Origin of the sequence: Aquimarina gracilis (genome assembly GCF_035285365.1) — a bacterium.
Classification (GTDB): Bacteria; Bacteroidota; Bacteroidia; order Flavobacteriales; family Flavobacteriaceae; genus Aquimarina; species Aquimarina gracilis.
In genome coordinates this window covers 257,127-279,382 of the sequence record NZ_JAYKLX010000007.1, presented here as the reverse complement: position 1 = coordinate 279,382, position 22,256 = coordinate 257,127, and the positions used below count along the sequence as shown (strand labels likewise).

At 33.7% G+C, this 22,256-nt stretch carries 23 protein-coding genes; 4 read left to right on the top strand and 19 right to left on the bottom strand.

What is annotated here, in order from left to right; translation table 11 throughout:
* Positions 1 to 3 precede the first annotated feature (3 nt).
* Positions 4 to 1,098 carry a hypothetical protein gene (locus tag U6A24_RS16050; RefSeq protein WP_324181008.1) on the bottom strand — a complete coding sequence of 365 codons (1,095 nt, stop codon included), beginning with the start codon at positions 1,096 to 1,098 and terminating at the stop codon, positions 4 to 6.
* Between the two features lie 11 nt (positions 1,099 to 1,109).
* A complete protein-coding gene (gene guaB, locus U6A24_RS16045) occupies positions 1,110 to 2,585 on the bottom strand; it encodes an IMP dehydrogenase (protein ID WP_324181007.1) in 1,476 nt (491 codons plus the stop codon).
* Positions 2,586 to 2,911: 326 nt separating this feature from the next.
* Here guaB and U6A24_RS16040 point away from each other — a divergent pair, with 326 nt between their 5' ends.
* The 4 genes from U6A24_RS16040 (at position 2,912) to U6A24_RS16025 (ending at position 7,052) form a co-directional block, all read left to right on the top strand.
* Complete coding sequence (locus U6A24_RS16040) at positions 2,912 to 3,691, top strand: phosphatase PAP2 family protein (protein ID WP_324181006.1); 780 nt, start codon at positions 2,912 to 2,914, stop codon at positions 3,689 to 3,691.
* Positions 3,692 to 4,241: 550 nt separating this feature from the next.
* Positions 4,242 to 4,577, top strand: a complete 336-nt coding sequence (locus tag U6A24_RS16035; protein WP_324181005.1) for a hypothetical protein — start codon at positions 4,242 to 4,244, stop codon at positions 4,575 to 4,577.
* A gap of 484 nt (positions 4,578 to 5,061) precedes the next feature.
* The gene (locus tag U6A24_RS16030; protein ID WP_324181004.1) at positions 5,062 to 5,811 is read left to right on the top strand and encodes a slipin family protein; all 750 of its coding nucleotides are present in this window, start codon (positions 5,062 to 5,064) and stop codon (positions 5,809 to 5,811) included.
* A gap of 164 nt (positions 5,812 to 5,975) precedes the next feature.
* Entirely contained in the window at positions 5,976 to 7,052 is a 1,077-nt protein-coding gene (locus U6A24_RS16025; protein ID WP_324181003.1) for an acyloxyacyl hydrolase, read from the top strand.
* Between the two features lie 459 nt (positions 7,053 to 7,511).
* Here the strand turns inward: U6A24_RS16025 and U6A24_RS16020 are convergent, their stop codons facing one another.
* The 17 genes from U6A24_RS16020 to U6A24_RS15940 form a co-directional block, all read right to left on the bottom strand.
* Positions 7,512 to 7,991 (bottom strand): hypothetical protein, encoded by a 480-nt coding sequence (locus U6A24_RS16020; RefSeq protein WP_324181002.1) that lies wholly within the window; start codon positions 7,989 to 7,991, stop codon positions 7,512 to 7,514.
* Positions 7,992 to 8,213: 222 nt separating this feature from the next.
* Complete coding sequence (locus U6A24_RS16015; protein WP_324181001.1) at positions 8,214 to 9,488, bottom strand: RNA polymerase sigma factor; 1,275 nt, start codon at positions 9,486 to 9,488, stop codon at positions 8,214 to 8,216.
* A 4-nt stretch (positions 9,489 to 9,492) separates the two neighbouring features.
* A complete protein-coding gene (locus U6A24_RS16010; protein ID WP_324181000.1) occupies positions 9,493 to 9,834 on the bottom strand; it encodes a YciI family protein in 342 nt (113 codons plus the stop codon).
* A gap of 34 nt (positions 9,835 to 9,868) precedes the next feature.
* Positions 9,869 to 10,213: a YciI family protein gene (locus tag U6A24_RS16005; RefSeq protein WP_324180999.1), complete on the bottom strand. Its 345-nt coding sequence runs from the start codon at positions 10,211 to 10,213 to the stop codon at positions 9,869 to 9,871.
* An 84-nt stretch (positions 10,214 to 10,297) separates the two neighbouring features.
* Positions 10,298 to 10,723 (bottom strand): SRPBCC family protein, encoded by a 426-nt coding sequence (locus U6A24_RS16000; RefSeq protein WP_324180998.1) that lies wholly within the window; start codon positions 10,721 to 10,723, stop codon positions 10,298 to 10,300.
* A gap of 121 nt (positions 10,724 to 10,844) precedes the next feature.
* Entirely contained in the window at positions 10,845 to 11,378 is a 534-nt protein-coding gene (locus tag U6A24_RS15995; protein ID WP_324180997.1) for a DinB family protein, read from the bottom strand.
* 58 nt (positions 11,379 to 11,436) lie between these two features.
* Complete coding sequence (locus U6A24_RS15990; protein ID WP_324180996.1) at positions 11,437 to 11,865, bottom strand: nuclear transport factor 2 family protein; 429 nt, start codon at positions 11,863 to 11,865, stop codon at positions 11,437 to 11,439.
* Between the two features lie 282 nt (positions 11,866 to 12,147).
* On the bottom strand, positions 12,148 to 12,633 hold the full coding sequence (locus tag U6A24_RS15985; protein WP_324180995.1) for a DUF1203 domain-containing protein: 486 nt from the start codon (positions 12,631 to 12,633) through the stop codon (positions 12,148 to 12,150).
* Positions 12,634 to 12,702: 69 nt separating this feature from the next.
* Positions 12,703 to 13,548: a bifunctional helix-turn-helix domain-containing protein/methylated-DNA--[protein]-cysteine S-methyltransferase gene (locus U6A24_RS15980; protein WP_324180994.1), complete on the bottom strand. Its 846-nt coding sequence runs from the start codon at positions 13,546 to 13,548 to the stop codon at positions 12,703 to 12,705.
* 85 nt (positions 13,549 to 13,633) lie between these two features.
* On the bottom strand, positions 13,634 to 14,878 hold the full coding sequence (locus U6A24_RS15975) for a DUF3570 domain-containing protein (RefSeq protein WP_324180993.1): 1,245 nt from the start codon (positions 14,876 to 14,878) through the stop codon (positions 13,634 to 13,636).
* A 24-nt stretch (positions 14,879 to 14,902) separates the two neighbouring features.
* Entirely contained in the window at positions 14,903 to 15,112 is a 210-nt protein-coding gene (locus U6A24_RS15970) for a DUF4266 domain-containing protein (protein ID WP_324180992.1), read from the bottom strand.
* Positions 15,113 to 15,116: 4 nt separating this feature from the next.
* Positions 15,117 to 15,560: a thioredoxin family protein gene (locus tag U6A24_RS15965; RefSeq protein ID WP_324180991.1), complete on the bottom strand. Its 444-nt coding sequence runs from the start codon at positions 15,558 to 15,560 to the stop codon at positions 15,117 to 15,119.
* Positions 15,561 to 16,086: 526 nt separating this feature from the next.
* On the bottom strand, positions 16,087 to 16,590 hold the full coding sequence (locus tag U6A24_RS15960) for a ferritin (RefSeq protein ID WP_324180990.1): 504 nt from the start codon (positions 16,588 to 16,590) through the stop codon (positions 16,087 to 16,089).
* A gap of 145 nt (positions 16,591 to 16,735) precedes the next feature.
* The gene (locus tag U6A24_RS15955; protein ID WP_324180989.1) at positions 16,736 to 17,248 is read right to left on the bottom strand and encodes a PAS domain-containing protein; all 513 of its coding nucleotides are present in this window, start codon (positions 17,246 to 17,248) and stop codon (positions 16,736 to 16,738) included.
* Positions 17,249 to 17,345: 97 nt separating this feature from the next.
* A complete protein-coding gene (locus tag U6A24_RS15950; protein ID WP_324180988.1) occupies positions 17,346 to 19,760 on the bottom strand; it encodes a TonB-dependent receptor domain-containing protein in 2,415 nt (804 codons plus the stop codon).
* A complete protein-coding gene (locus tag U6A24_RS15945) occupies positions 19,741 to 21,102 on the bottom strand; it encodes an HTTM domain-containing protein (protein WP_324180987.1) in 1,362 nt (453 codons plus the stop codon). Before U6A24_RS15945 ends, U6A24_RS15950 begins: the two co-directional genes overlap by 20 nt.
* A 14-nt stretch (positions 21,103 to 21,116) precedes the next feature.
* A complete protein-coding gene (locus U6A24_RS15940) occupies positions 21,117 to 22,235 on the bottom strand; it encodes an imelysin family protein (RefSeq protein WP_324180986.1) in 1,119 nt (372 codons plus the stop codon).
* Positions 22,236 to 22,256 lie beyond the last annotated feature (21 nt).

Below are 22,256 nucleotides of genomic sequence, written 5' to 3'. Positions count from 1 at the left end.
AAACTAAGGATATATACGAATAATCTTTCCATCTTTTATTCTAAAACTTATGTAAATATAGGTATCTATCACTTGGTTGGTTCTTTTTCTTTTACCCGGAATCCAATCCTGTAAGCTTTTTGTAATTTTTAGAATTTGAGTGGATATCTCTGGAGAGATTTTTTTTGGTTTATAATCATAATCGAAAGCCTGAGATTCATACATACCGGCTTTTCCTTCACAATTAACAACGAATCTAACCTGAAATATCCCGGATTCTTTATTTTCTAATGGTATTTGGTAGTTCTCTTTAAAGATTTTTCTAACATTATACAATCCTCCGTTATATTCTGTTCCTTTATAATAATAGCGATCTGGAGGAAAGTTTTTATTTAAATACATATTACATAATTGAAACGGAACATGCGTTAATGTATTGGCATCAAATTTAACGGGGATATAGTTAATTTCTTTAAATTCTCCTTTATGAAATCCATAGGTAACTATTTTGTCTTCCGCATAGGAAACTACTTGCTCGACAAATTGATTATCTCTGTCACAGGATAGTTGATTTCCTTTTTTCTGCAAAAACAAATCGCCTTCAATACTGTGAAAAGAATAACAATACTTGTTATATGTTTTATCACCATTAATCACCCTCATTTCCTTTTTAGTATTATCAAATTGATAAATTTCGGGATTGTCTTCTATTTGCCAATAGGTAGATGATAAAATAGAATCGAATTTTATAACATCAAGAGAAGCTCTATTTGAAAAACGCCATCCTCTTATACTACCGATAGACAATTCATGATTGTTAATTATATTAAATTTTTGATAAGAAAAAGCATTAGAATCTACAATGACAGAATCTTTTAGAAATTCTATATGTTGTTTACCAATCATTTCTCCATCTAAAGTCCTATAATAGATAGAATCCTCTTTAAACTCTAAGATTTGTGAGATGGGTTTATAAAAATCTTTATCCAAATAAAGATGAGAAGCAATCCAAATACCGGAAGTATTTTCTTTGGTAAGTGGAAATGATTTATTGTTATTACAAGAAACAAAAGGCAGGATTAACACTAAAATTATTCTTGCCTTTTTTAATGATTTCATGTTATCTAGAATTATCTTCTACTATAATTTGGTGCTTCTTTGGTAATAGTAACGTCATGAGGATGACTTTCATGAATACCACTTGCTGTAATTTTCACAAAACGACCCGTTTCTTTTAATGTTGGGATATCTTTTGCTCCACAATATCCCATACCCGCGCGAAGACCACCTACAAACTGGTGAATACTTTCTATAAGATCACCTTTGTAAGCAACTCTTCCCACGATACCTTCGGGCACTAATTTTTTAATATCATCTTCAACATCCTGGAAATATCGATCTTTCGATCCCTTTTTCATGGCTTCAACAGATCCCATACCTCTATACGTTTTGTATTTTCTTCCTTCGTAAATTACAGTTTCTCCAGGAGATTCTTTTGTTCCGGCCAATAATGACCCCAACATAACCGTATCGGCTCCGGCAGCAATCGCTTTAGGAATATCGCCCGTATATCGTATCCCACCATCTGCAATTACAGGAACACCAGATCCTTTTATAGCATCGGCAACTTCTAATACCGCCGAAAACTGAGGAAAACCAACTCCTGCAACTACTCTGGTAGTACATATAGAACCGGGACCAATACCAACTTTTACGGCATCTGCTCCTGCATCCACTAAATATTTTGCTGCCTCGGCTGTTGCAATGTTACCCACAATTACATCTAAATCGGGAAATTTCTCCTTTACTTCCTTTAATACTGCAACTACTCCTTTTGTATGTCCGTGCGCTGTATCAATTACTACAGCATCAACTCCCGACTTCACAAGGGCTTCAGCTCGATCGACTGCATCGCCTGTAACACCTATGGCTGCTGCCACTCGCAAACGCCCTAATTTATCTTTATTTGCCATTGGCTTTAAGGTCAACTTGGTAATATCTCTAAACGTAATTAGCCCTACCAATGTATTTTCTTTATCTACAACAGGTAGCTTTTCGATTTTGTTATTTTGCAAAATCACCTCAGCTTCCTGCAATGATGTGCCTTCACCTACAGTAACAAGGTTTTCTGAAGTCATTACTTCAGAGATTGGTCTATCATCATTTTTCTCAAAACGTAGGTCCCTATTGGTTACAATTCCAATTAATTTATGATTGTCATCGACTATAGGGATTCCACCAATGCTATGCTCACGCATATTATTCTTTGCATCAATTACTTTTGCATCTCTTGGTAACGTTACAGGATCTATAATCATACCGCTCTCTGCACGTTTTACCTTCCTAACTTTAATTGCTTGTTCTTCGATAGTCATATTCTTATGCAATACTCCAATACCTCCTTCTTGAGCCATTGCAATAGCCATGCGGCTTTCAGTAACCGTATCCATTGCGGCAGAAACGATTGGGACATTAAGCGTAATGTTTCTAGTGAATTTTGTTTGAATGCTGACCTCTCTTGGAAGTACTTCAGAAAATGCTGGGACTAACAGAACGTCGTCGTAGGTTAAACCTTCTCCAACAATTTTGGAATCATGTGCTCTCATTGCAATTAAAATTTAATTGCGTGCAAATATACGTCTTTTTTAAAGAAAAAAGGATGCTAGACAACTTATTTTATCTATATCACTTTTTATGTAAATCATTAAAAAAGGACGCTCTTTTCGAAATTCAAAAGAGATTTGCAAACACTATAATAAATAACGACAAAATGCGTTTTTTATCGATAAAAAACACTTTTATTTTATTTTTTATTAAAAAAGGTTAATTATTTATTAACAAAAAAATTAATTTTAACATATTTTTAAACTAATTATTCTATCTTGTTAGCAACAGTAGCCCCAACTACTAATAACCCCAAAATGAGTTACTTATGAGATTTATCTTATGCTTCGCCCTTGTATTCCTATGTAAGAATATTTGCAATGCCCAATTTACAGATGTTTCAACCCATGATTATAAATTTACCAAAACAGAAAGAAAAGACATTCCAAACAAAAAAGGTCTATTCTCCAAAAGAATAGTTCCAGTAGCATTAATAGCTACCGGTTTTTTATTATCTACAAGTGATTTTGAGAAGTCCCTTCAAAAAGATATTAGAGGCGCAGTAGGAAATGATTTTAGTGCAAATTATGATGATTACACTAGATATGCGCCAATCGTTCAGTTATATGCTGCAGATATTTTGGGAGCTAAATCAAAAAACCATTGGTTTGATCAAACCAGAAACTTAATTGTTTCCTCGATCATCAGTAATGGAGCTTCAACAATATTAAAAAAAGAAATTTACAAGGAGCGACCGGGAGGTTTGGAGTATGGTTCTACTCATGCAAACTCTTTCCCTTCTGGTCATACAACCACAGCATTTACTACTGCAACAGTTTTGTATGAAGAGTTTATAGAAACCAACCCATTACTGGCATATAGCGGATATGCTTTTGCAATTGCAACCGGTGGGTTACGAATGATGAACAATGCCCATTACTTATCTGATGTTTTAGTTGGCGCAGGGATAGGAATACTAGCCACTCGTTTGGTGTATCATTTTGATTATTTAATTGCCTGGAATCCTTTCAAAAAAAAGGATGGCATTGCATTAGCTCCTCAATTTAATGAGAATGGTTTTGGTTTTTATTTTACTAAAGTTTTTTAATCAGAAAAGCTAAACTCTGGACTCTTTAACTAGCCAGAATATAGTATAGAAATGATGAGTTTCATGTAACTATAAAAACTCTGTCCATTTGCTAATGTTTAAAAGCCCCAATTTTAGGTATATTCCCGACTTTCATATTTATTCAGAATTAAACTCATTTGCTATTTCACTTAATGATGCACTCTCATTTTTGGCTTTTGTAACAATTGCTTCTGCAGATACATCCATTCATAACCAAAAAAGTCCATCCTTTTCTGAAACGCAGCGATCAAAAATCGGAATATTATTGCCCAAAATACTATGTATTCGTTCACCATATATTTCTTGATAGCGTCCCAGGTGTGTCAAGTGTTCATATACCGACCATTTTTCTGATCTGTATTCTTTTTGCCTAAAGTGAGCATCCAGTTCCTCTAGTAAATTATCTATTTTGATTAGGGGAAATACCCCCTAATCAATTTCCGGGATTTCCCTCTACCATACCAGTATAGGTTATAGTACATTTGAAGAAACATAAATCAAAACTAACATACCTCTAAATTAATAAACCATGATTGTATCACAAAAAATAGAAAGCTACAGCCTCCAAATTCTAAGTAATTATGCTGGTGGCGGTGGGTATCAAATAGGATTTGTATATCTGTATGGGGCAAACCAAAAATATCTGGGACACCTGGGCATTATCAAAAATAACCAATCGCTCCCACAAAATAAACAAGATAATCAAGGTGCTTTGAATATCTATTTTCATGAAGCCGAGTTGCAATCTATCCTTGACACCCTTAGAAATGAAACTTTTGTATCGCTAGAATTTAATCCCAGTTCGAAATGGGCTTCGATAACAACGAACAAAGAGACCGCAGGTAAGGGAGAACTTGCTGCGTAGATAGCAAAATACCTGAAAAGACGGGTAATACCATTACTCTCATTTAACCCATGGGCCAGCTGGAAAAGAGAGGGTAAAAAACATAAATTGTGGAAAAAAGTGTAATTGGTTCACAATCCAGCAACAGTGGAAGTGCGTTAAATCAATGGTAATATAGTCTTTTCAGGTATTTTGATCTTTATTTAGTTTATTAATTTGCCAAGGCTCAACTTAAAATTTATAACAATTGATTCTTCACCATAACCTGAACTATTAGCTTACCATGATCGAAAGGTTATTTGCAATTTTGCCAGTATTTTAAACACAAAAGCTTTTTTATATCCTTTTCAAATTTTGTAACTTTATAAAGAGCCTTTGCCAAACTGGGAGTTTGCCCTTCCTTCCATTTTTGATGTTATCCTTTTGCAAAAACCCATAGTACTATCTCTATAGTCTAACAAGTGGTTTTTAATTCAAATAGTTTGATTGAGCAAAACATCATTTTATGAACCCTCAAATAATTCTTGCCGTTTTTATAACAGTATTTCTATTATCAGGAGTACGAATTGTTTTCGAATATAAAAGGGCAATAAAATTCAGGTTTGGAAAATATATTAAAATCCTGCAACCGGGATTCAGGTGGATTATCCCTATCGTAGAAACCATTCAGATTGTAGATATTCGTGTCATAACGATTAACATACTTTCTCAAGAGGTTATGACCGAGGATAATGTACCTTGTAGTATAGACGGTGTGGTCTTTTTTAAGATCAACGATCCTGAAAAAGCCGTTTTGGAAGTAGAAGAATATAAATTTGCAATTTCTCAATTATCTCAGGCTGCGTTGCGAGATGTTTGTGGTAAAGTTGAACTCGATATCATTTTATCCAAACGGGAAGAAATGGGTAAAAATATTAAGGGGATTGTAGAACTTGAAACCAAAGAATGGGGAATCGAAATTATTGATGTAAAGATCAAGGATATTCAACTACCCGAAAACATGAAAAGAATGATGGCAAATCAAGCTGAAGCCGAACGATCTCGAAGAGCACGAATTATATTGGCCCAGGCAGAAGAACAAGCGGCTGGAAAATTATTGGAAGCCGGTAAACTTATAGACCAATCCCCTTCAGCCATAAAATTAAGATTGTATCAAACTTTATCTAATATTGCAGCCGAAAAGAATTCAACAATTTTATTTCCATTTCCAGAAGAAGCACTACCTCGAAATAAATCTGAAAATAAAGAAATTTAGTACTCAACAAAGTCACTAAACTTAAAAATGGATAAGTAACTTTTCGTTGTTTAACAAATTCTCTTACCTCATTAGAGCCTAATTTGTGTTATATTTCCCTTAATAAATTTTATCTCTGGGGCAATTTTCAATATCTTAGAATATAATATAATGCCATAACATCTATGCATAGGGTCGTTGGTTTTTTTGTAGTCCTAAATCTGTGTGGTACTCTGTGCGCACAAACGAAGTTAAAATATTATGGTATAAAATCGCATTATGGTTTCATAATAGCTCATACTCCCGATCTGAAACCTATTTCACAAACAAATCCGTATGGATTTCAAGTAGAAATGAGTAGTCTAAAAACTAGTGACAAGGCATGGAAAACTTGTTTTTGCTATGGAAGAACAGGATTTTCTTTTGCTTATTTCAATTATGCCAATCCGGATGTACTGGGAAATTCTTACAATCTAAATTATTTTGTAGAGCCCTATTTTACCTATAAAGGCCCCTTAAAACTCTCTTTAAGAGGCTCTATAGGAGCTACATATCTTGATACTATTTTTGATGAAGAATCCAACCCAGAAAATGTTCTTTTTAGTACACATTTAAGCTTTTATTTGGCATTATCGCTAAATCTCAATTATCATTTTAATGATAAATATGCCTTAAATCTATCTGCAAACTACAATCATATATCAAATGGAGGTCAAAAACAACCAAACAAAGGCATGAATTTCCCTACTCTTTCTATTGGTATTGATCGGATTATAGATTACACTCCATTACGTCCAAAACCAGAAGAATTAAAAAACTATAGCCGTAAATGGAGTTACTATTTTGGCGCTTTTGCCAGTCTAAGATCTGCCGATCGCGAAGCAGAATCTACTAATCATCCATTGATTGGAGTAATGGCAGGTGCTTTAAAACCCCTTTCTGGAATTAATGGCTTCAATTTTGGAGCAGAATTATGGTATGATTGGTCCGACCGTAAACAAGTGCAACAAAGAGAATTGGATGATTCCTCTTTTTCGTCTGCTATTACATTGGGGCATCACTTTTTGGTTGGTGATTTTTACTTTTTACAACAATTCGGTATATATACTACACGACCAGAAAATATACAATCAAATTGGATGTATCAACGATATTCGTTTTGGTATCGCCTTGCTAATCGTTGGACAATTGGAGCATCATTAATTGCTTATGGACGAAGAGCGGACCACATGGATGGAAGGTTGATTTATATCATTAAATAAAAACTCTTGCAACAACTAAAATATCCTCTTATAAAATAAAAAACGGAGTTCGTTTTTCACTCCCCCCGTTTTAAAATAGTTTACGTCTTGTTATAAAAATGCAATTATAACAGCGTCAATATTAAAACTTTTTATAGAATTATTCAGTAAAAAAAGAAAAAACATATTATTAGCTCAGATTAAAAGCATGCTACAACCCTAGTATTAACAAGGGTTTTAGAGTTTGGCACAACAATTGAAAGTATTATTACAAGGAACAAAATTTTTAAAATCAAAGCTTATGAAAACTTTATACTTTAAATTCGGGATTAATCTTCAACCATTTATTAATTTTATTAAAGAGCTTCCTGCTTCAAGTAGTTATGCTATTCATAGATAATTAGTAAAAATGAAGAAACAAAACAGTTGCTGGCCCAAAGGTTGGCAACTGTTTTGCTTTTATAATTACCAAAAAAAAAATTAAAATTTTAAATCCTTCGTCAACTTTTTTCCATAGGAACAATCTGTAGAAAGTGCTTTGCTATAACTTGTTTTTCTATTGGTATCCATGATAAGATACACTTGACCTCTAATTAATACTTCAATAATATTATTCTTCCAGTCAACTTGAATATGCTCTTTTTTTAGATTCTTTATCCAGCTATATTTGTTGGTGTACATCAAGGGTAAAGGCTCTTCTTTTTTGCTAATATTTCCATTTACTTTATTAGATTTTACAGGACTCACTACAGTACACAAAAAGCCTTCAAAATCTATTTCACTTTTATCTGCAGATAATGAATATACCCAGACATTAAACTTGTCTTCTTCAATGATTAAAGTTCTTTTTGTATTAGGATCCGTAAATTTTAAAAAAATGCTGTTCGCTTTTATTCTTTCTGGATCATTATCTTCTTTTGTGAAGAATCCATTAATAATGGATAAAATTAGAGTTCTCATTTGGGGGAATGGGGATTTATTCTTACTTCTTTTATATCCTCTATCTTAACACACCGATAAAAGCATACTTAATTTTAAAATTGTATTGAGTAATCAATGCAAAAAATAGAAGTTACAAACCTAGATAATATTCATGAAATCTTAACATGGTTTTTACCCCATTATAAAAGGGGTATTTTCCCCTATTCACTATAAAACCAAGAATTTTATAATATTAAATGCCTAACTAAAAGAATCTATTTTTTCTTTCAAGAACCTTTGTTCTAATTTGGATTGAGTGAGTTCTAAGGCCTTTTGATAATGAAGTTTAGACAGTTTTTTGTTGTGAAGGCGGTTATATACTTCTCCCAAAGTCGCATGAAGCAGATAATAACTCTCTAGAAGCTTGTTGTTTTTTATTTCTTTTAAAACGGCAAGAGCTTCTTCTGGGCCGCAAAGTTCAAGGATAACAAGACACCTATTTAATGAAACAATAGGGTCGTTGGCAATTTCCAACAAGAGATCGTAATATCTTAAAATAGATTTCCAATTTGTATCTTCATAATACTTGGCCCGGCAATGTTCATAAGCTATAGCAGCTTCCAAATGATACGTTGTAAGTGTATCGCCAAAGGAAGCTCTGTTAAGATAATCTTCTCCCGACTGTATAAAATTTTGATCCCATTTGGTTCTGTCCTGTTGAGATAAAAGAATAAGTGATCCATTTGTACCTACCCTACTATCCAAACGTGCAGCATGAAAACACATTAACGCCATCAAGGCATATACCTGGGGGAATTTTGTACGTTCTGCAGACAATAATGATCTACAAAGTAGCATAGCCTGCCCAATAAGATCTTTACGAATAAGCTGATCTGCATGTGTAGAGTTATACCCTTCATTAAACATAAGATAAATAGCACTTAAAACTGTGCTTGTTCTAAAAACAATTACTGATTTGGCCGGAATGGCAGGTCTAATTTTATTTTTTCTGAAATATTCTTTGGTACGATACAGACGTTTTGAAATCGTGTCCTCCGAAGTTAGAAAAGACCTTGCTACTTCTTTTGTACTAAAACCACAAAGTATTTTAAGAATAAATGTAATTTGGTTTTCTTGAGAAATATCTGGGTGGCAACAAGCATACATCATAGCCAAAAAATCATCTTGTATCTGATCTTCTTCCCAGAAATCGTTCATCGTAGATTTAATGGTATACCCAGAAGTTAACAATTGCTTTTTGGGATCCGAAAAATCTATGATTTTACTATGTTTTTTTCTTCTTATGATATCTATTGCCTTATTTCTGGCGGTTCGATATAGCCAAGCCCTAGGATTATCAGGAATCCCCCTAAACTTCCACGTTTCCAGGGCACTTACCAATGCATCTTGAACTACATCTTCGGCCATTTCGATATTTTCTGTTCCGAAGATCTTAATCAAAACGGCAACCATCTTTCCCGACTCTTGTCTGAAAAGATGGTTTAAGGTACTATCAATGTTTTTTTTATTTTCCAAAGAATTACATAGGGCTTATTTCTCGTACCTCAACACTACAATTGTATTCAAAACCTGGGCAATCTTTGGATATATCGGTAGCATGATCTAATGAATCTGCTTTTATAAGGAGATATCCTCCAACAAGTTCTTTCCCCTCTGCAAATGGGCGATCTGTTACTTTTGATCCTCGTTCGGTAAGGGTTTTTCCTTCATTCATAAGAGGTTGTCCCCCTACAAGTCTACCATTTTCTGCTAGTCCACCCATCCATTGTTGCCAATGTTGCATATGTTTCTGCATTTCTTCAGGAGATCGATCTTCAGATTCATCGTGACCTCCTCTAATAATCAATAAAAATTCTTTCATTTTTTTATTTTTTAATTAATGGCGCACTATTCTCTTAACTCTCTGGCCAAACTTCTCTTACCTCTACTGATGTCTCCCATTGCAAACCCGGGCATCCTTTTGCCATTTCAGTAGCTTCATTAATTGAATCGGCTTTTACAACCAAATAACCTCCTACAAGTTCTTTTCCTTCTGCCAAAGGTCGATCGGTAACTTTCATTTCTCCCGGATGAATTGTATTTCCGTGAGTATACAATCTTTCGCCACCAATAAATTTTTCTTGTTCGGCAAGCTCGCCAATCCATTGTTGCCAAAGTTGCATGTGCTCTTCTTGTTCTTTAGGCGATTTTGCATCCCATGCATCATCTCCTCCTTTGAAAAGAAACATAAATTCTTTCATACGTTTGTTTTTTAATAATTAAGTTTACATCTCTATGACGTACCTAACGTTGAGATTTGGACATTAAATCCAAAATCACCTATATCACTCGCTTCCAGAAGCTGCTCCTCTACCCGTCTCACAATATTGACGAAGGCTTTCCAGGTAACGTCCCCAAGTAAAATTACAATGCGCATAGAAATCGTTGGATTCTTTCCAACCTGAATGAGAAAATTGCACCCTTGTTTTACCCTCATTTTTATCCAAGGAAAAGGTGTAAATGTGGTCCTTCCATCCATGGGGACTTGCAATACACTGCCATACAATTTCTTTAGCCGGTTCTAATTTTATTACTTTCATAGTAGGGCCTTTTGTTCCTCCAAAATCAAATTGAATAGTCTCATTTAGAGCAGTATTGCCTTTAGTTTGAATAGTCCACCAATTAGAAAGTCCTTCTATTGTAGATATGGCTTCGTAAACCTTGGATAATGATGTGTTGATGTGAAAAAGATGTTTAATTGAATACTCCATAATATTATATTTTAAAGTATCATGACGTACAATGTCCAAGCATTTGGACAATGAAATATAAATATAAAACAAATATCCCCTACTCGAGCTCTAGAAAAGTTATATGCAATTATTTAAATGATTACATATTATTTAAGTATTTTTCTCTTATAACATAAAAATGATGAAGTTCATGTCCCACAATATGATATCCCAAAGCGCGTACACTTGTTTTGTTTCTATTTGCCATTCCGATTCGTTGTAGTGCCTCTTCTGAAAAACTTTCAAAAAGCGCTATTGTAGCTCTTCTTACAGCCTCATATTCTGTAACAATACTTTGTATCGATCTTGTATTTGCGTTCGCATATTTTACATACTCTGTTTCTTCAAATCCCGGTAACTCGGTTTTATCATTTCGAGCAAATGCCATAGCGCGGTATGCATATATTCTTTCGTCATCTATGATATGAATTAAAACTTCTTTTACCGACCACTTATTCGGCATATATCGATAATCCAACTTAACCGAAGGAATGGAGGTCATAAACCTCTTACCTTTGATAAGGCTTTCTTCCATCTGTTTCAAAAGGCTTCCGTCTTTTTTCAAAAACTTCATATACATTTCTGCATATTCTGGATATTCATTCTTAGAAGGAAATGGTATTACTTTGTTCATTGATATACTATCAGAATCGATGGAGATTTTTTTGGATCTACCTTATATAATCTATTTTTTATTTTGTAGGTGGTACTTTATGCTTTTTTCTGTAGAAAATCTTGCTTACAACTTTCCATTCACCATCAATTTTGAGAAGATTCATGTAATCAATAAACGTAAAGGTGGGATATTCTATTTCTAATTTTGCATTTGCAGCATGCCCAGTAATATTTATGTAGTCAATTTTCGTCTTCCGATTTTTCTTTGGGCCTGGTTTCATTCCTTTTTTAAAAAATTCGAGTGCATTAACTTCTTTATACTCATCGGTTATATATCGCATGGTTGCAGTTTCATGAAATGCTTTTTTCAAAGTTTCAAAATCATTATTGGTTCCACCTTCCAAATAATAGTTTAATGTTTTTTCCACTAGAGCATAGTCTGATTCTTGTGCATTCATTAATGTTGTGGCTATACACAATACAAGTAGAACAAGTAGTTTTTTCATGTGAATAATTTTTATGTTTAACATTGGTATCCTGATGAATATTGCTATTCAAATAATTATGGATAAGGTTGTCAATCTAAAGTAGAAAAACATTTTAGATCACATTCATAAAAAAAACATAATACTCTATTTTAATTTCACATAAAATGAAACACTAGACGGTAGGGTAATTATTTTTTGAAGCGTTTTATATCAAAAGTTACCCCAAAGCCTATTTATAGGTTTAAATGATAACTGGGAGCGACAATGTTCCCAGTTTAAGCTTAACTCAAAAGGTTAGAATTAAGCCTTTACCCTTTCAATTTTACAAATGAAGCATCCTGCCTCTGCATTTCGAGCATGCAAATATGCTATCTCCTCATTTTTTTGAAATATCTCGGATATTAAAACATCTACATCATCTTCGCCAACTAGTCTGGTAAATATCATATTTTGTCTTTGATCATACCCAATTAGAGTAAGTGGAAAGTTTTGTTTATCCACTTTGATCTCTGGTGGAAACCTATTGATGTCTGCATAAGGTTCAACTTCTTTTTTGTTTATAAATATAGGGCCGGACTGTGCAAAAGCATTATCTATGCAAAAGGGCTTATGGCTTAATAAAAGTCTTGTATCTACCCTGGGTTGAAAAGGTTTTAGAGAAACTCTACAAGGTCCAAATCCGGTAGCTGTCTGTGATACAACTTCATTTCCAAATTCATCAACCATTGTAGCTCTTATTTTTGAAGCATACTCCTTACTTAAGGGAACAATCTTAAATTGAATCATCTTTTTTTGTATTAAAGTTTGTACAACAAAGATGAATTTTACAACAAACATACACCACCCGGATCTTGCTTAATTTTGATCAATTTTTGCCGCTTCCCAACCTATTATGGCTGTTTTCCTGGTATTCCCCCAGTGATATTGGCCAAACTCTCCCGTAGACTGAATTACCCGATGACAAGGAATTAAAAATGCTACCGGATTATTACCTATCGCGGTTCCCACAGCTCTCGAAGCTTTTGGTTTTTGAATGTAACGTGCTATAGAACCATAGGTAGTTAAGCCTCCCTTGGGAATTTTGAGCAATGTATTCCAAACTTTTAATTGAAAATCTGTGCCTCGCAAGTGTAGTTTTATTTGATCGAGCTCTTTCCAATCCTTTGTAAAAATGAAAAGTGCATTTTGCTGAATTTGATCTACCACTTGGTTAAATTTTGCCTTGGGGAACCGTTTTTGTAGTTTCTCAAATTCAAATTCTTCTTGATCAGAAAAGGTCATATGGCAAATTCCTTTTGATGTAGATGCAACCAAAATATTTCCAAATGGACTTTCGGCAAAGCTGTAATTAACCGTTAGGTTTTGACCCCCATTTTTATATTCTCCTGGAGTCATTCCTTCAATATTGACAAAAAGGTCATGAAGTCTTCCGGTACCAGATAATCCTGTTTGATAAGCAGCATCAAATAACGTAGTCTGTTGATCTTTCAAAATCTGTTTTGCATATTCTACACTTATATATTGCAAGAACTTCTTTGGACTAACCCCGACCCAATTGGTAAAAAGTCGTTGAAAATGAAAAGGGCTAATATGTACTTTCTCTGCCACTTCATCCAAATTAGGTTGGGCTTTAAAGTTCTGTTTGATATATGAGATTGCTTCTGCAATGCGTCTGTAATCAATTCTATTTTGTTCTACCATATTCAAAATCTTTTAAAACGACATAAAAATATGTTGCAAAACCACATTATAAAACCCAAAACTTGCGCAATGAATCCCTAAACGATTAATCCATTATAAAATTAAATCCACCTGAAAAAATATTTGCCTTTAATCCCGAATTACGCTCATAGTGTCTAAAACGTAGGTCAACACTCTTTAAACCAAACTTCCACACATGATTTTTAGCAAAAATATCTGTGTACCCGATCCCGAAACCATATTGATTTGCGGTAAAATCCGACAAATCATAATCTGAAGTATAAAAATCCTGCGTCGATAAATGTTGATTAAAAGGAGCAAAATAATCAGCTTCGGTTTGCAAGTAGAAACGATAACTTGGATACAAGGTAATTTTGTCGGTAATTTTGATAGGCAACTCGATACTAGCTGTGTGCGAATCGATTCCCCAATCATCGGTGTAATATCTATAAAAAGTTCGCACTACAAAAAACTCATTGATATAATAATGTAACCTTCCCCCTGCAGCAATCTTGAATCTTGAATCTGGCAATCTTTCAACATCATCTCCAAGGGTAAACTCGCGAACAACAACATCGGCTACGTCTGAAAATTGCACTCTTTGAAAAGGAGTCGAAAGCAATCCTTCTTGTTGTATCAGGTCAAGTGATAAGGACGCTTGTATTTTCTTGGTCAAAATTTGAGAAAACCCAAGCCCTAATGAATAAGAGTTACGAGACTCATCATTAAATTCCTCGAAACTGGGATTATCTCTTAATTCTGAAGGGTAAATAGCGTTCCATGTATCCAGAAACACGTTTGCCTTAACGTTGAACTCGGTATTTTTTTCATTAAATAATCTGGCATAACTTCCTCCAAATCCAACAGAAAAATAATCATATTCGTTGGCCAAAGACGCATTTGCCGACCAAATATTGTTGCGATTATCACTACTATGACTATATGTTCCCACCACCGTTGTTAATACATCTTGTCTTGATGCTCCTGAAGAAGCCACAAAAGGACTTGCCGATCCATCTGTATCAAAAGGATCAACATTACTGGAAGAAGCAGAGGTATACGCCGATATTCCAGCGTCAATGATAAGTACATCGTCATCATTTAATGGAACCGAAACTACTATTGTTGGGGTAAAATCTGTAAGCTCTTCTGTACCTAATCCTCCAGTTACGGCTGCATTATCACCATCCTGACTATAATAACTGGTTAAAAAATCCACTTCGGTAGATTCCAGAACTCTTTTTTTGTATATGGGAGAAGTTTCCTGACTCGTCTCCTGAGCCGTTACTACTATCGATATTAAAAGAAATATAAGAACAAGTTTTTTCAACCAGATTTTTTTTAAATATTAGTATTAATTGCACCCACAACCTCCACCTGTTTTCCCTCCATTTGCTCCAGATGCCGATTCTCTATATGCTTGAAAATTTGTTTCGAACCGATCACATTTTTTCAGAGCCAGCTCCATATCGGGATCATTGAGTTGTACTTTTTCATATTCTTTGACCACTACACAAGATGTAACAGTGAATATTAGTATACAAATTATTATCAGTTTATACATATGATTAGATTTTTATCATTTTATTCAGAGAATTAAAATATTCCTTTGGTGTAGATTTTTTGTACCCTAATTCTCCAAGCTTTTTACCTTTAGAATCCAAGACTACCACCATAGGAAAGCCTCCACTTTTATTATACTTCTCGGCCAATTTTTTATTTTGACCCTGTAGTTCTTGTGTTAACCGATTCCTCTTTTTCCTAGGAAAATCTGCCTTTATCAATAGGTACTTTTCTTTTGCAAGGCTCTTAAATTCTTGTGTATTTAGCACTTGCTTTTCCAGTTTAATACAGGGTGCACACCAATCTGATCCAGCAAATACCAAAATGATATATTTATCCTCTTTTGTAGCTATTTGTTGTACTTCTTCAAAGTTTGTTAACCATTCTTGGGCATGTATCGTATTAATTCCTAACAATAGAAAGAATACAATGATTATCGTTTTTTTCATCGTAATGTAAATCTAATTTTTATTACGTTTATAAAAAAGATTAGCTGCACTATACTGCTGAATTTAATATACAAACTAAATTCAAATAAATGACGGCTATCAGTTTGATTAAAGTCATATTCATTTCGATCAATGAATTAAACCACTAATTATTATACAGCTTTCTTTTTAAAAACCCCATTTAATTGATAAAATTATTAGAAAAACAAAAAAGGAAATACAATATTGTATTTCCTTTTTTATTATTGGATTAAATAATCCATTACTATGTTTTTAAGTCTACTATAGTTTAGGACATCTTTTGCAATTGGTTTTCCCTTTCTTTTTGTATTTCTTACAGCATTTTTTCTTTTTTACTCCACAAGTTACCTCACAATTCACAGTCATACATGGAGAATATAATGATGGGATATCTGAACTTTGCACTATGTTTTAATTTTTATTGAATCTAAATAAAGTGCAAAAATATAAAAAAAAGACTCCCAAAAAAGGAATCTCTATTTTTTCTTTATAAACTTATTAACAGCTAGTTACCTTCTTCAGTTACTTGAAAGGTATTGATATCCCTATCGAATAAATAATGACCTGATTTATCATCTCCAATAATTTTCAATTTATCCAATAAAGTGCGTGCTACGGCTTCTTCTTCAAGTTGTTCGGCCACATACCATTGCATAAAATTATGTACATTATAATCTTTAAATTGCAGGCATTCATAAATCACATTATTTATTTTGGCTGTTACAAATTCTTCACTTTCAAGGAAGGTTTCAAAAAGTTCCATAAGAGATTTAAAATCATCTCTTGGTTTTTCAACCGCTGGAATAGAAGCATTGCCACTACGCTCATTAATAAATTTTACAAGTTTGGTCATATGCACGCGCTCTTCTTCAGACTGTTTATAAAAGAAATCGGCCACTCCATTATAACCTCGAGTATCTGCCCAACTTGCCATAGACAAGTATTGTGCCGATGCTTTTGCTTCATATTTTACTTGCTCGTTTAACAATTTTTCGATTTGTGGTATCATACGTTATTATTTCTTGTACTAAATTAAGGTAATTTTATTATGTTTCATATAATAATTAATATATCACCCAATAAATTAATATCAGATTATTTAGTAAATAACTCAAGAAATAAAATTTTGTGGTTGTGTTAGTGAAGTTAAGTCGTTAAGCTGCCTTCTCGAAAGCAATATAATTGACAAGCTTGCCTTTCTTATCATGCACAGGATATCCTTTAATCGTGCACATATATGTTGTAGTATCTTTTCGATAATTAAGGATAGAAACCTCAAAAGGAACACCATTATTTATTGCATCTCTTACTTTGGCCGAAGTTTTTTCGCAAGTACCCTCGCCCTGAAACATTTTTGGAGAATTACCAATCACTTCATTTGGTGAATACCCATTTAGCTTTTCTATATTTTTTGAAGCATAAACAATCTCCAGGTTAGGACTCGTAACTATGATAACCGATTGCTCTTCAATGAGTTTGGTATAATAATCTTTATTGAAATCCCAATTTTTGGAAAGTTTATTCAGATTATTGATATCATCTTTAAAGATTTCTAAAGCGGCATGACTTTCTCCATAAAACTCCCACGAAAGCAATGGTAATGAATAATTAGACATCTTTTTGTAATATCCTGCCATCATATGGTCATAACCATTTAAATCTTTCATAATACTTGTGATTTTGGTTAAAAGTATAGAATTAAACTTGTAATCATAATTGAACAAAAGTTAATTCTTCGATTAAACAAAGGTTAAATTTTCTGTGTTACAATTTAAATTGAAGTGTTGTATACCAAGACAATGGAGCCGATGGAATTATACCTGGGCCAGGATAACCTGTTGCACGTTGGGTGAAATAGCTTTCATCTAAAAGGTTATTAACTCCTGTTTCAAGTTTAAATCTTTTATAGGTATATGACACTGAAACATCCAAAATTGAGTATGCGGGGATTTCACCTCGAATACCCGCCAAATCAGGTTCTATAGAATTACTGGCATCAGAAAATTGCTCTGACAAATAAGAGTATTGAATCGATCCGAGAAAATTCTTGTAACCATAAGTAATTCCAGTTTTAAGATTAATATTTGGAACAAATTCTACCTCTCTATCGGTACCATTGTACTCTGAATTTGTTAGTGCTGCATTTACAAACCAATTGAAATTCGTGTTAGAGTTGTTGTTAAGCAATAACTTATTGAGATTAATATCTACTAATGACTCTAGCCCATAAATAGTCGCATCATCAACATTGGTTCTAAAATTCTTTACACTACCATCGGTTTGCGCCTGAGTTATTATTCCTATTCTATCATTATAGAACAATCCGTATAAACTTACATCATAAGACAGCAAACTGTTTATTTTTCCTCTAACACCAATATCTGCAGTGAAGCCCGATTCATCGGTTATATCGCTATCAACCAAAAAAGATGGGTTCACGGTATTAATATCAGAGAAAGTTACAGATCTATAATTCTCTGAAATATTACCATAAACTTCAATTCCAGACATCGGTTTATAGCTAATCCCAGCACCCAATAACACAAAAGATCTTTCAAAGGTTCGATTATCGGGAATTACCTCATCAAATATCACATTGCCAACCAAATCTGTTCTAATATTTCGTGTTGTTCCTGCAATTTCAGTTTTAATATACTCGAATCTAAAACCTGGAGTTATCGCTATCTTATCGGAAAGATTAAAAATATTTTCTCCAAAAACTGCTACGTTACGATTTGGGAACTCATAATCTGATTGTGTAGGATAATCGGGAAATTGATCAAACACCAAATTAAAATCAGGGTCTGATTCATTAGTTCCGGGCCCCTGCTGTTCGGCATTGTTTGCCTCATAATACTTGGCTCCCAATAAAAAAATAGACTCCTGATTAAACAAATTATACTTTGATAAGATTCTGGTTTCGACACCAAAATTTTCAAATCCCCCTTTAATAAGGTCTCTTGGGGCTTCCAATTCATCTGGCTGGTCTACCCTATTGGTTCTGAAACCTAGTGCATTTCTGGAGGCATCAAGGCCAAAAAGGTTAATACTAAAATCGGTTTTCTCTGAAAACTTATGTTCTAATTTTAATGAAAATAGCTTCCAATCCACCTCAAACCAATTTCGGGTACGATTGCTAAAATCTGGATCTTCTTCAAATATTTCATCGGTAAGCCCACCTGGTTGTTGAGCCAAATAATCCAGATAAGTGAACTCACCTATAAGTTTTGTTTTATCGGATAGCTGATACCCCAAATGTATATACACATTTTTGGAATCAAACTCAGAATTTGGTCTAAAACCATCCCCTTCTTTATAATTGAAATAAGTATAGTAACTAAATTTACCCACGGTTCCGCTAAGGCTATTAAAACTAGTAAACAAATTAAATGATCCTAATGATTGCCTCGATACTAATTCGATTTTTTTATTTGGATTGGGTTGCTTCATCTTAAAATTGATCAAACCTCCAAATTGAGTCCCGTATTGTAGTGAAGCCGCTCCTCTCACCACTTGTATCTCGCTCAAGGCTTCGGCTGGCGGAGTATAATAACTTTCGGGATACCCCAAAACATCTGCACTAATGTCATATCCATTTTGACGGGTATTAAAATTTGCAGTTCTATTTGGATCAAGGCCTCTACCACCAATATTAAGTTGTAATCCCCCAATACTGTTCTCATAAATATTTAATCCAGCTACTTGGGCATAAATTTGTCGGGCATTATTTGAAGCCAAGTTACCCAAAGCATTTTCTAATAAAACCACTTCGCTTTTCTTACCCGCATATATAGCAGTACCTTCTACTGGTTTTAATTGTTTTAATCCAAAAATTTTGGCTCTACGTTGCGTTATTAACACTTCAGAAAGTTCTTCTCCAATAGGATCTAGTGTTAATTTAAACGAAGTATCTTCTTTGACTGCTACTACTTTTTCTTTGATATCATAATTATAATTAAAAATAATTATCAAATATTCCCCTTCTTCTAAATCTAAAAACGCAAAGCTACCATCGGGATTTGTTAAGGTTTGTTCCCCTGTGTTTTGGTTATAAACCTCGGCATTTTCGATAGGTTGGTTATTTTGATCGGTTAATGTCCCAGACAGTTTATATTGCCCTATGGCGGAGCTTGCTATGAATAGTGTAAAAATTAAAACCTTATAATCCCTTAATTTCATCTTTAAATGGAATAATCCAATTTTTGTGTTTGAATGACTCTTTTTGTTTTCCCAAATCCACTTCTGGATCTATATATTGCGTACTTAATCTACCATTAAGTCCTACATAACTTTCTACATATACCTCAACATTTTGATATCCCTCTTCTTCAAAATGTTTTTTCAAATAATGTGCATATTGTAAAATAAAATCTGGTTGAGTTGCCATTTGTTTTTGTTGAAACGAGGTAAGAAAATCATCATTATCAACATAAAACCTCTTACCTGTTTTACTATCTACAATTTTAAAATTGGCATACCCCGCTTTTTCTATTAACATAACCCTCCATGAAAAACGAAAGCCTTCTTCGGTCCAAAACAGTTCCCCCGGATAGAGCAGATAACGAAACGGCAAAAGTAATTGAATTACAAAAAACACGGACAATATTGACAAAACAATTTTATCGCGTTTTTGTGTAAATAATAATGTAGTTCCCGAATCATAAAAATGCTTATCAATTCTGAAAAGCTTTGAGATAAACTGCAATATCTTATGATGCAGGTTGGCATCAAAAAAAATGAGTGTACTTACAATCATGATATAAGGGAACATTCCTATTGGAAAAAGTACACGAGTGAGCACATGAAACACGACAACCAATACGAATGCAAAAATCCTGGTTCTTTTATAAAGCAATAAAAATGGAACAGTGAGATCATAAACAGCACCAGTATAACTAAACAAATAATGAACCCATTCCTGATGCATCAAATCACCTAACAATGGAATACTATATTTGGATGGTAACCAAATCTTAAGAGGCATAGCTTTTAATAACCAATCTGAGTTAAGCTTTGCTAGTCCAGCATAAAAGTATACGATACCCAATAGTAACTTTATGGTATCGATGCTCCATTTTGGTATTTGCTGAAATGAGATTCCTTTAATTCTGGCATCTAAAGAATAATAGGCATTTGCGGGTAAAAAAATCATTAAAAAACTAAGAAGACTAATAAAATAGTAATGATTAAGATAGGTAGTTTTATCCATCAATTCGATATAGGTAAAACCAAGAAAGAAAGTAATAATAGCTATGCGATATTTGTAACCTAAAGTCACAAAAATGGCCGAAAGAGCACATAATGCAAATATCAAATAGGTGTATTCTGCAATGGGCTTGATAAATTCGAAACCATAATACGAAAAGAAAAGTTTTGGCTGTATATACAGTTTATCAATCCAACCATAACTCCAAAAACGAATGATACTAAGTAACATCATTATTCCAAAAAAAATACGAAAGACTGCAAGTGGAGCAGCCTCTGTATTTTTTCTAAAATAGTTTTTGATATCGTTGCTCATAAACCAATATAAACTTAGTCGCCATCGGCATCTTGAAAATCAACGATAATATTTAATGCCTGAAGCATGTCAACTTTTATATGCACAACATTTTTTTGCAACTCATTATAAGTCTCCAGCATCAAGTTATTATTAGATTTTACTTGCTCTGAAAAATTATCGTTTAGACCAGAAGCAGTAGTTCTAGCAGTATTGAATTGATCATTTATTATTTTAGGAAGGTCTTCTCCTCCTTTTATCGTATTTAGAAAATCCAAATAGGTTCTAAAACTCTCTCCTGTAGTATTGCTATCAAAATGTTTACCATTAAAGAAATCCTGCATAGCACTAAGACTAGCGTTGAATAACGTCTTAGAAAAATCTCCCTTATATACAGCCTCAACTTTTTCAGGGAAAGTTTCTGTTGCAAATACTCCTGCAGGGATTGCTATTTTGCCAGCTCTGAGGTGTTTTTCATAATAAAAAATAAAATCGTTTGCTATCTTATCTACAGAACTCGTTACAGAGGATCCACCATTATTTACAAAAGTATCTCTATATCCATTAGTCCAGCTAGTAACTACCTCGTTAGTTAACATATTCATTCTTTCTACCAAGGCCGTTAGGTAATTCCTATACTTACTTCCATTGGTGCTACCTGTATAAAATGCTAATATATCGGCATCTGTGTCTGCCAATCCATTAATAAGATAATCCAAAGCTCCAAATCCTTGTTCGTCTTGCAATTGAGCTGACGCCAAGTTATAAGTCTCTGTATTTATGTTATTTTCTATATTCGATATGCTAACCGGATATAAATTCATGAAATTTATGAATTCTAATTCTTCTGCTTTTCCGATTTCGTACATCCCTACAGATTGCCAAGAAATATAGGCATCTGCCCAAGCCTCTCTTAGCGTATTTAGATTATCTTCATTGGTTGTAGCAATAAAAGATGAAGTTGCATTCTTTAATGCTGTTACATCAGCGGAAAAATTTTGATAAGCAGGTATGATGATGTTATCTGCCAAATTCTCTAACATGGCACTTCTATCAAAATTATCTCCGCCATTACCTTCACCACCCTCATCACTACTAGTGCAAGCCGATAAAACCAGGGTTATCACGAAAATTGAACATAAAAACTTCTTCATCTTATTTTTATTTATTCTTAA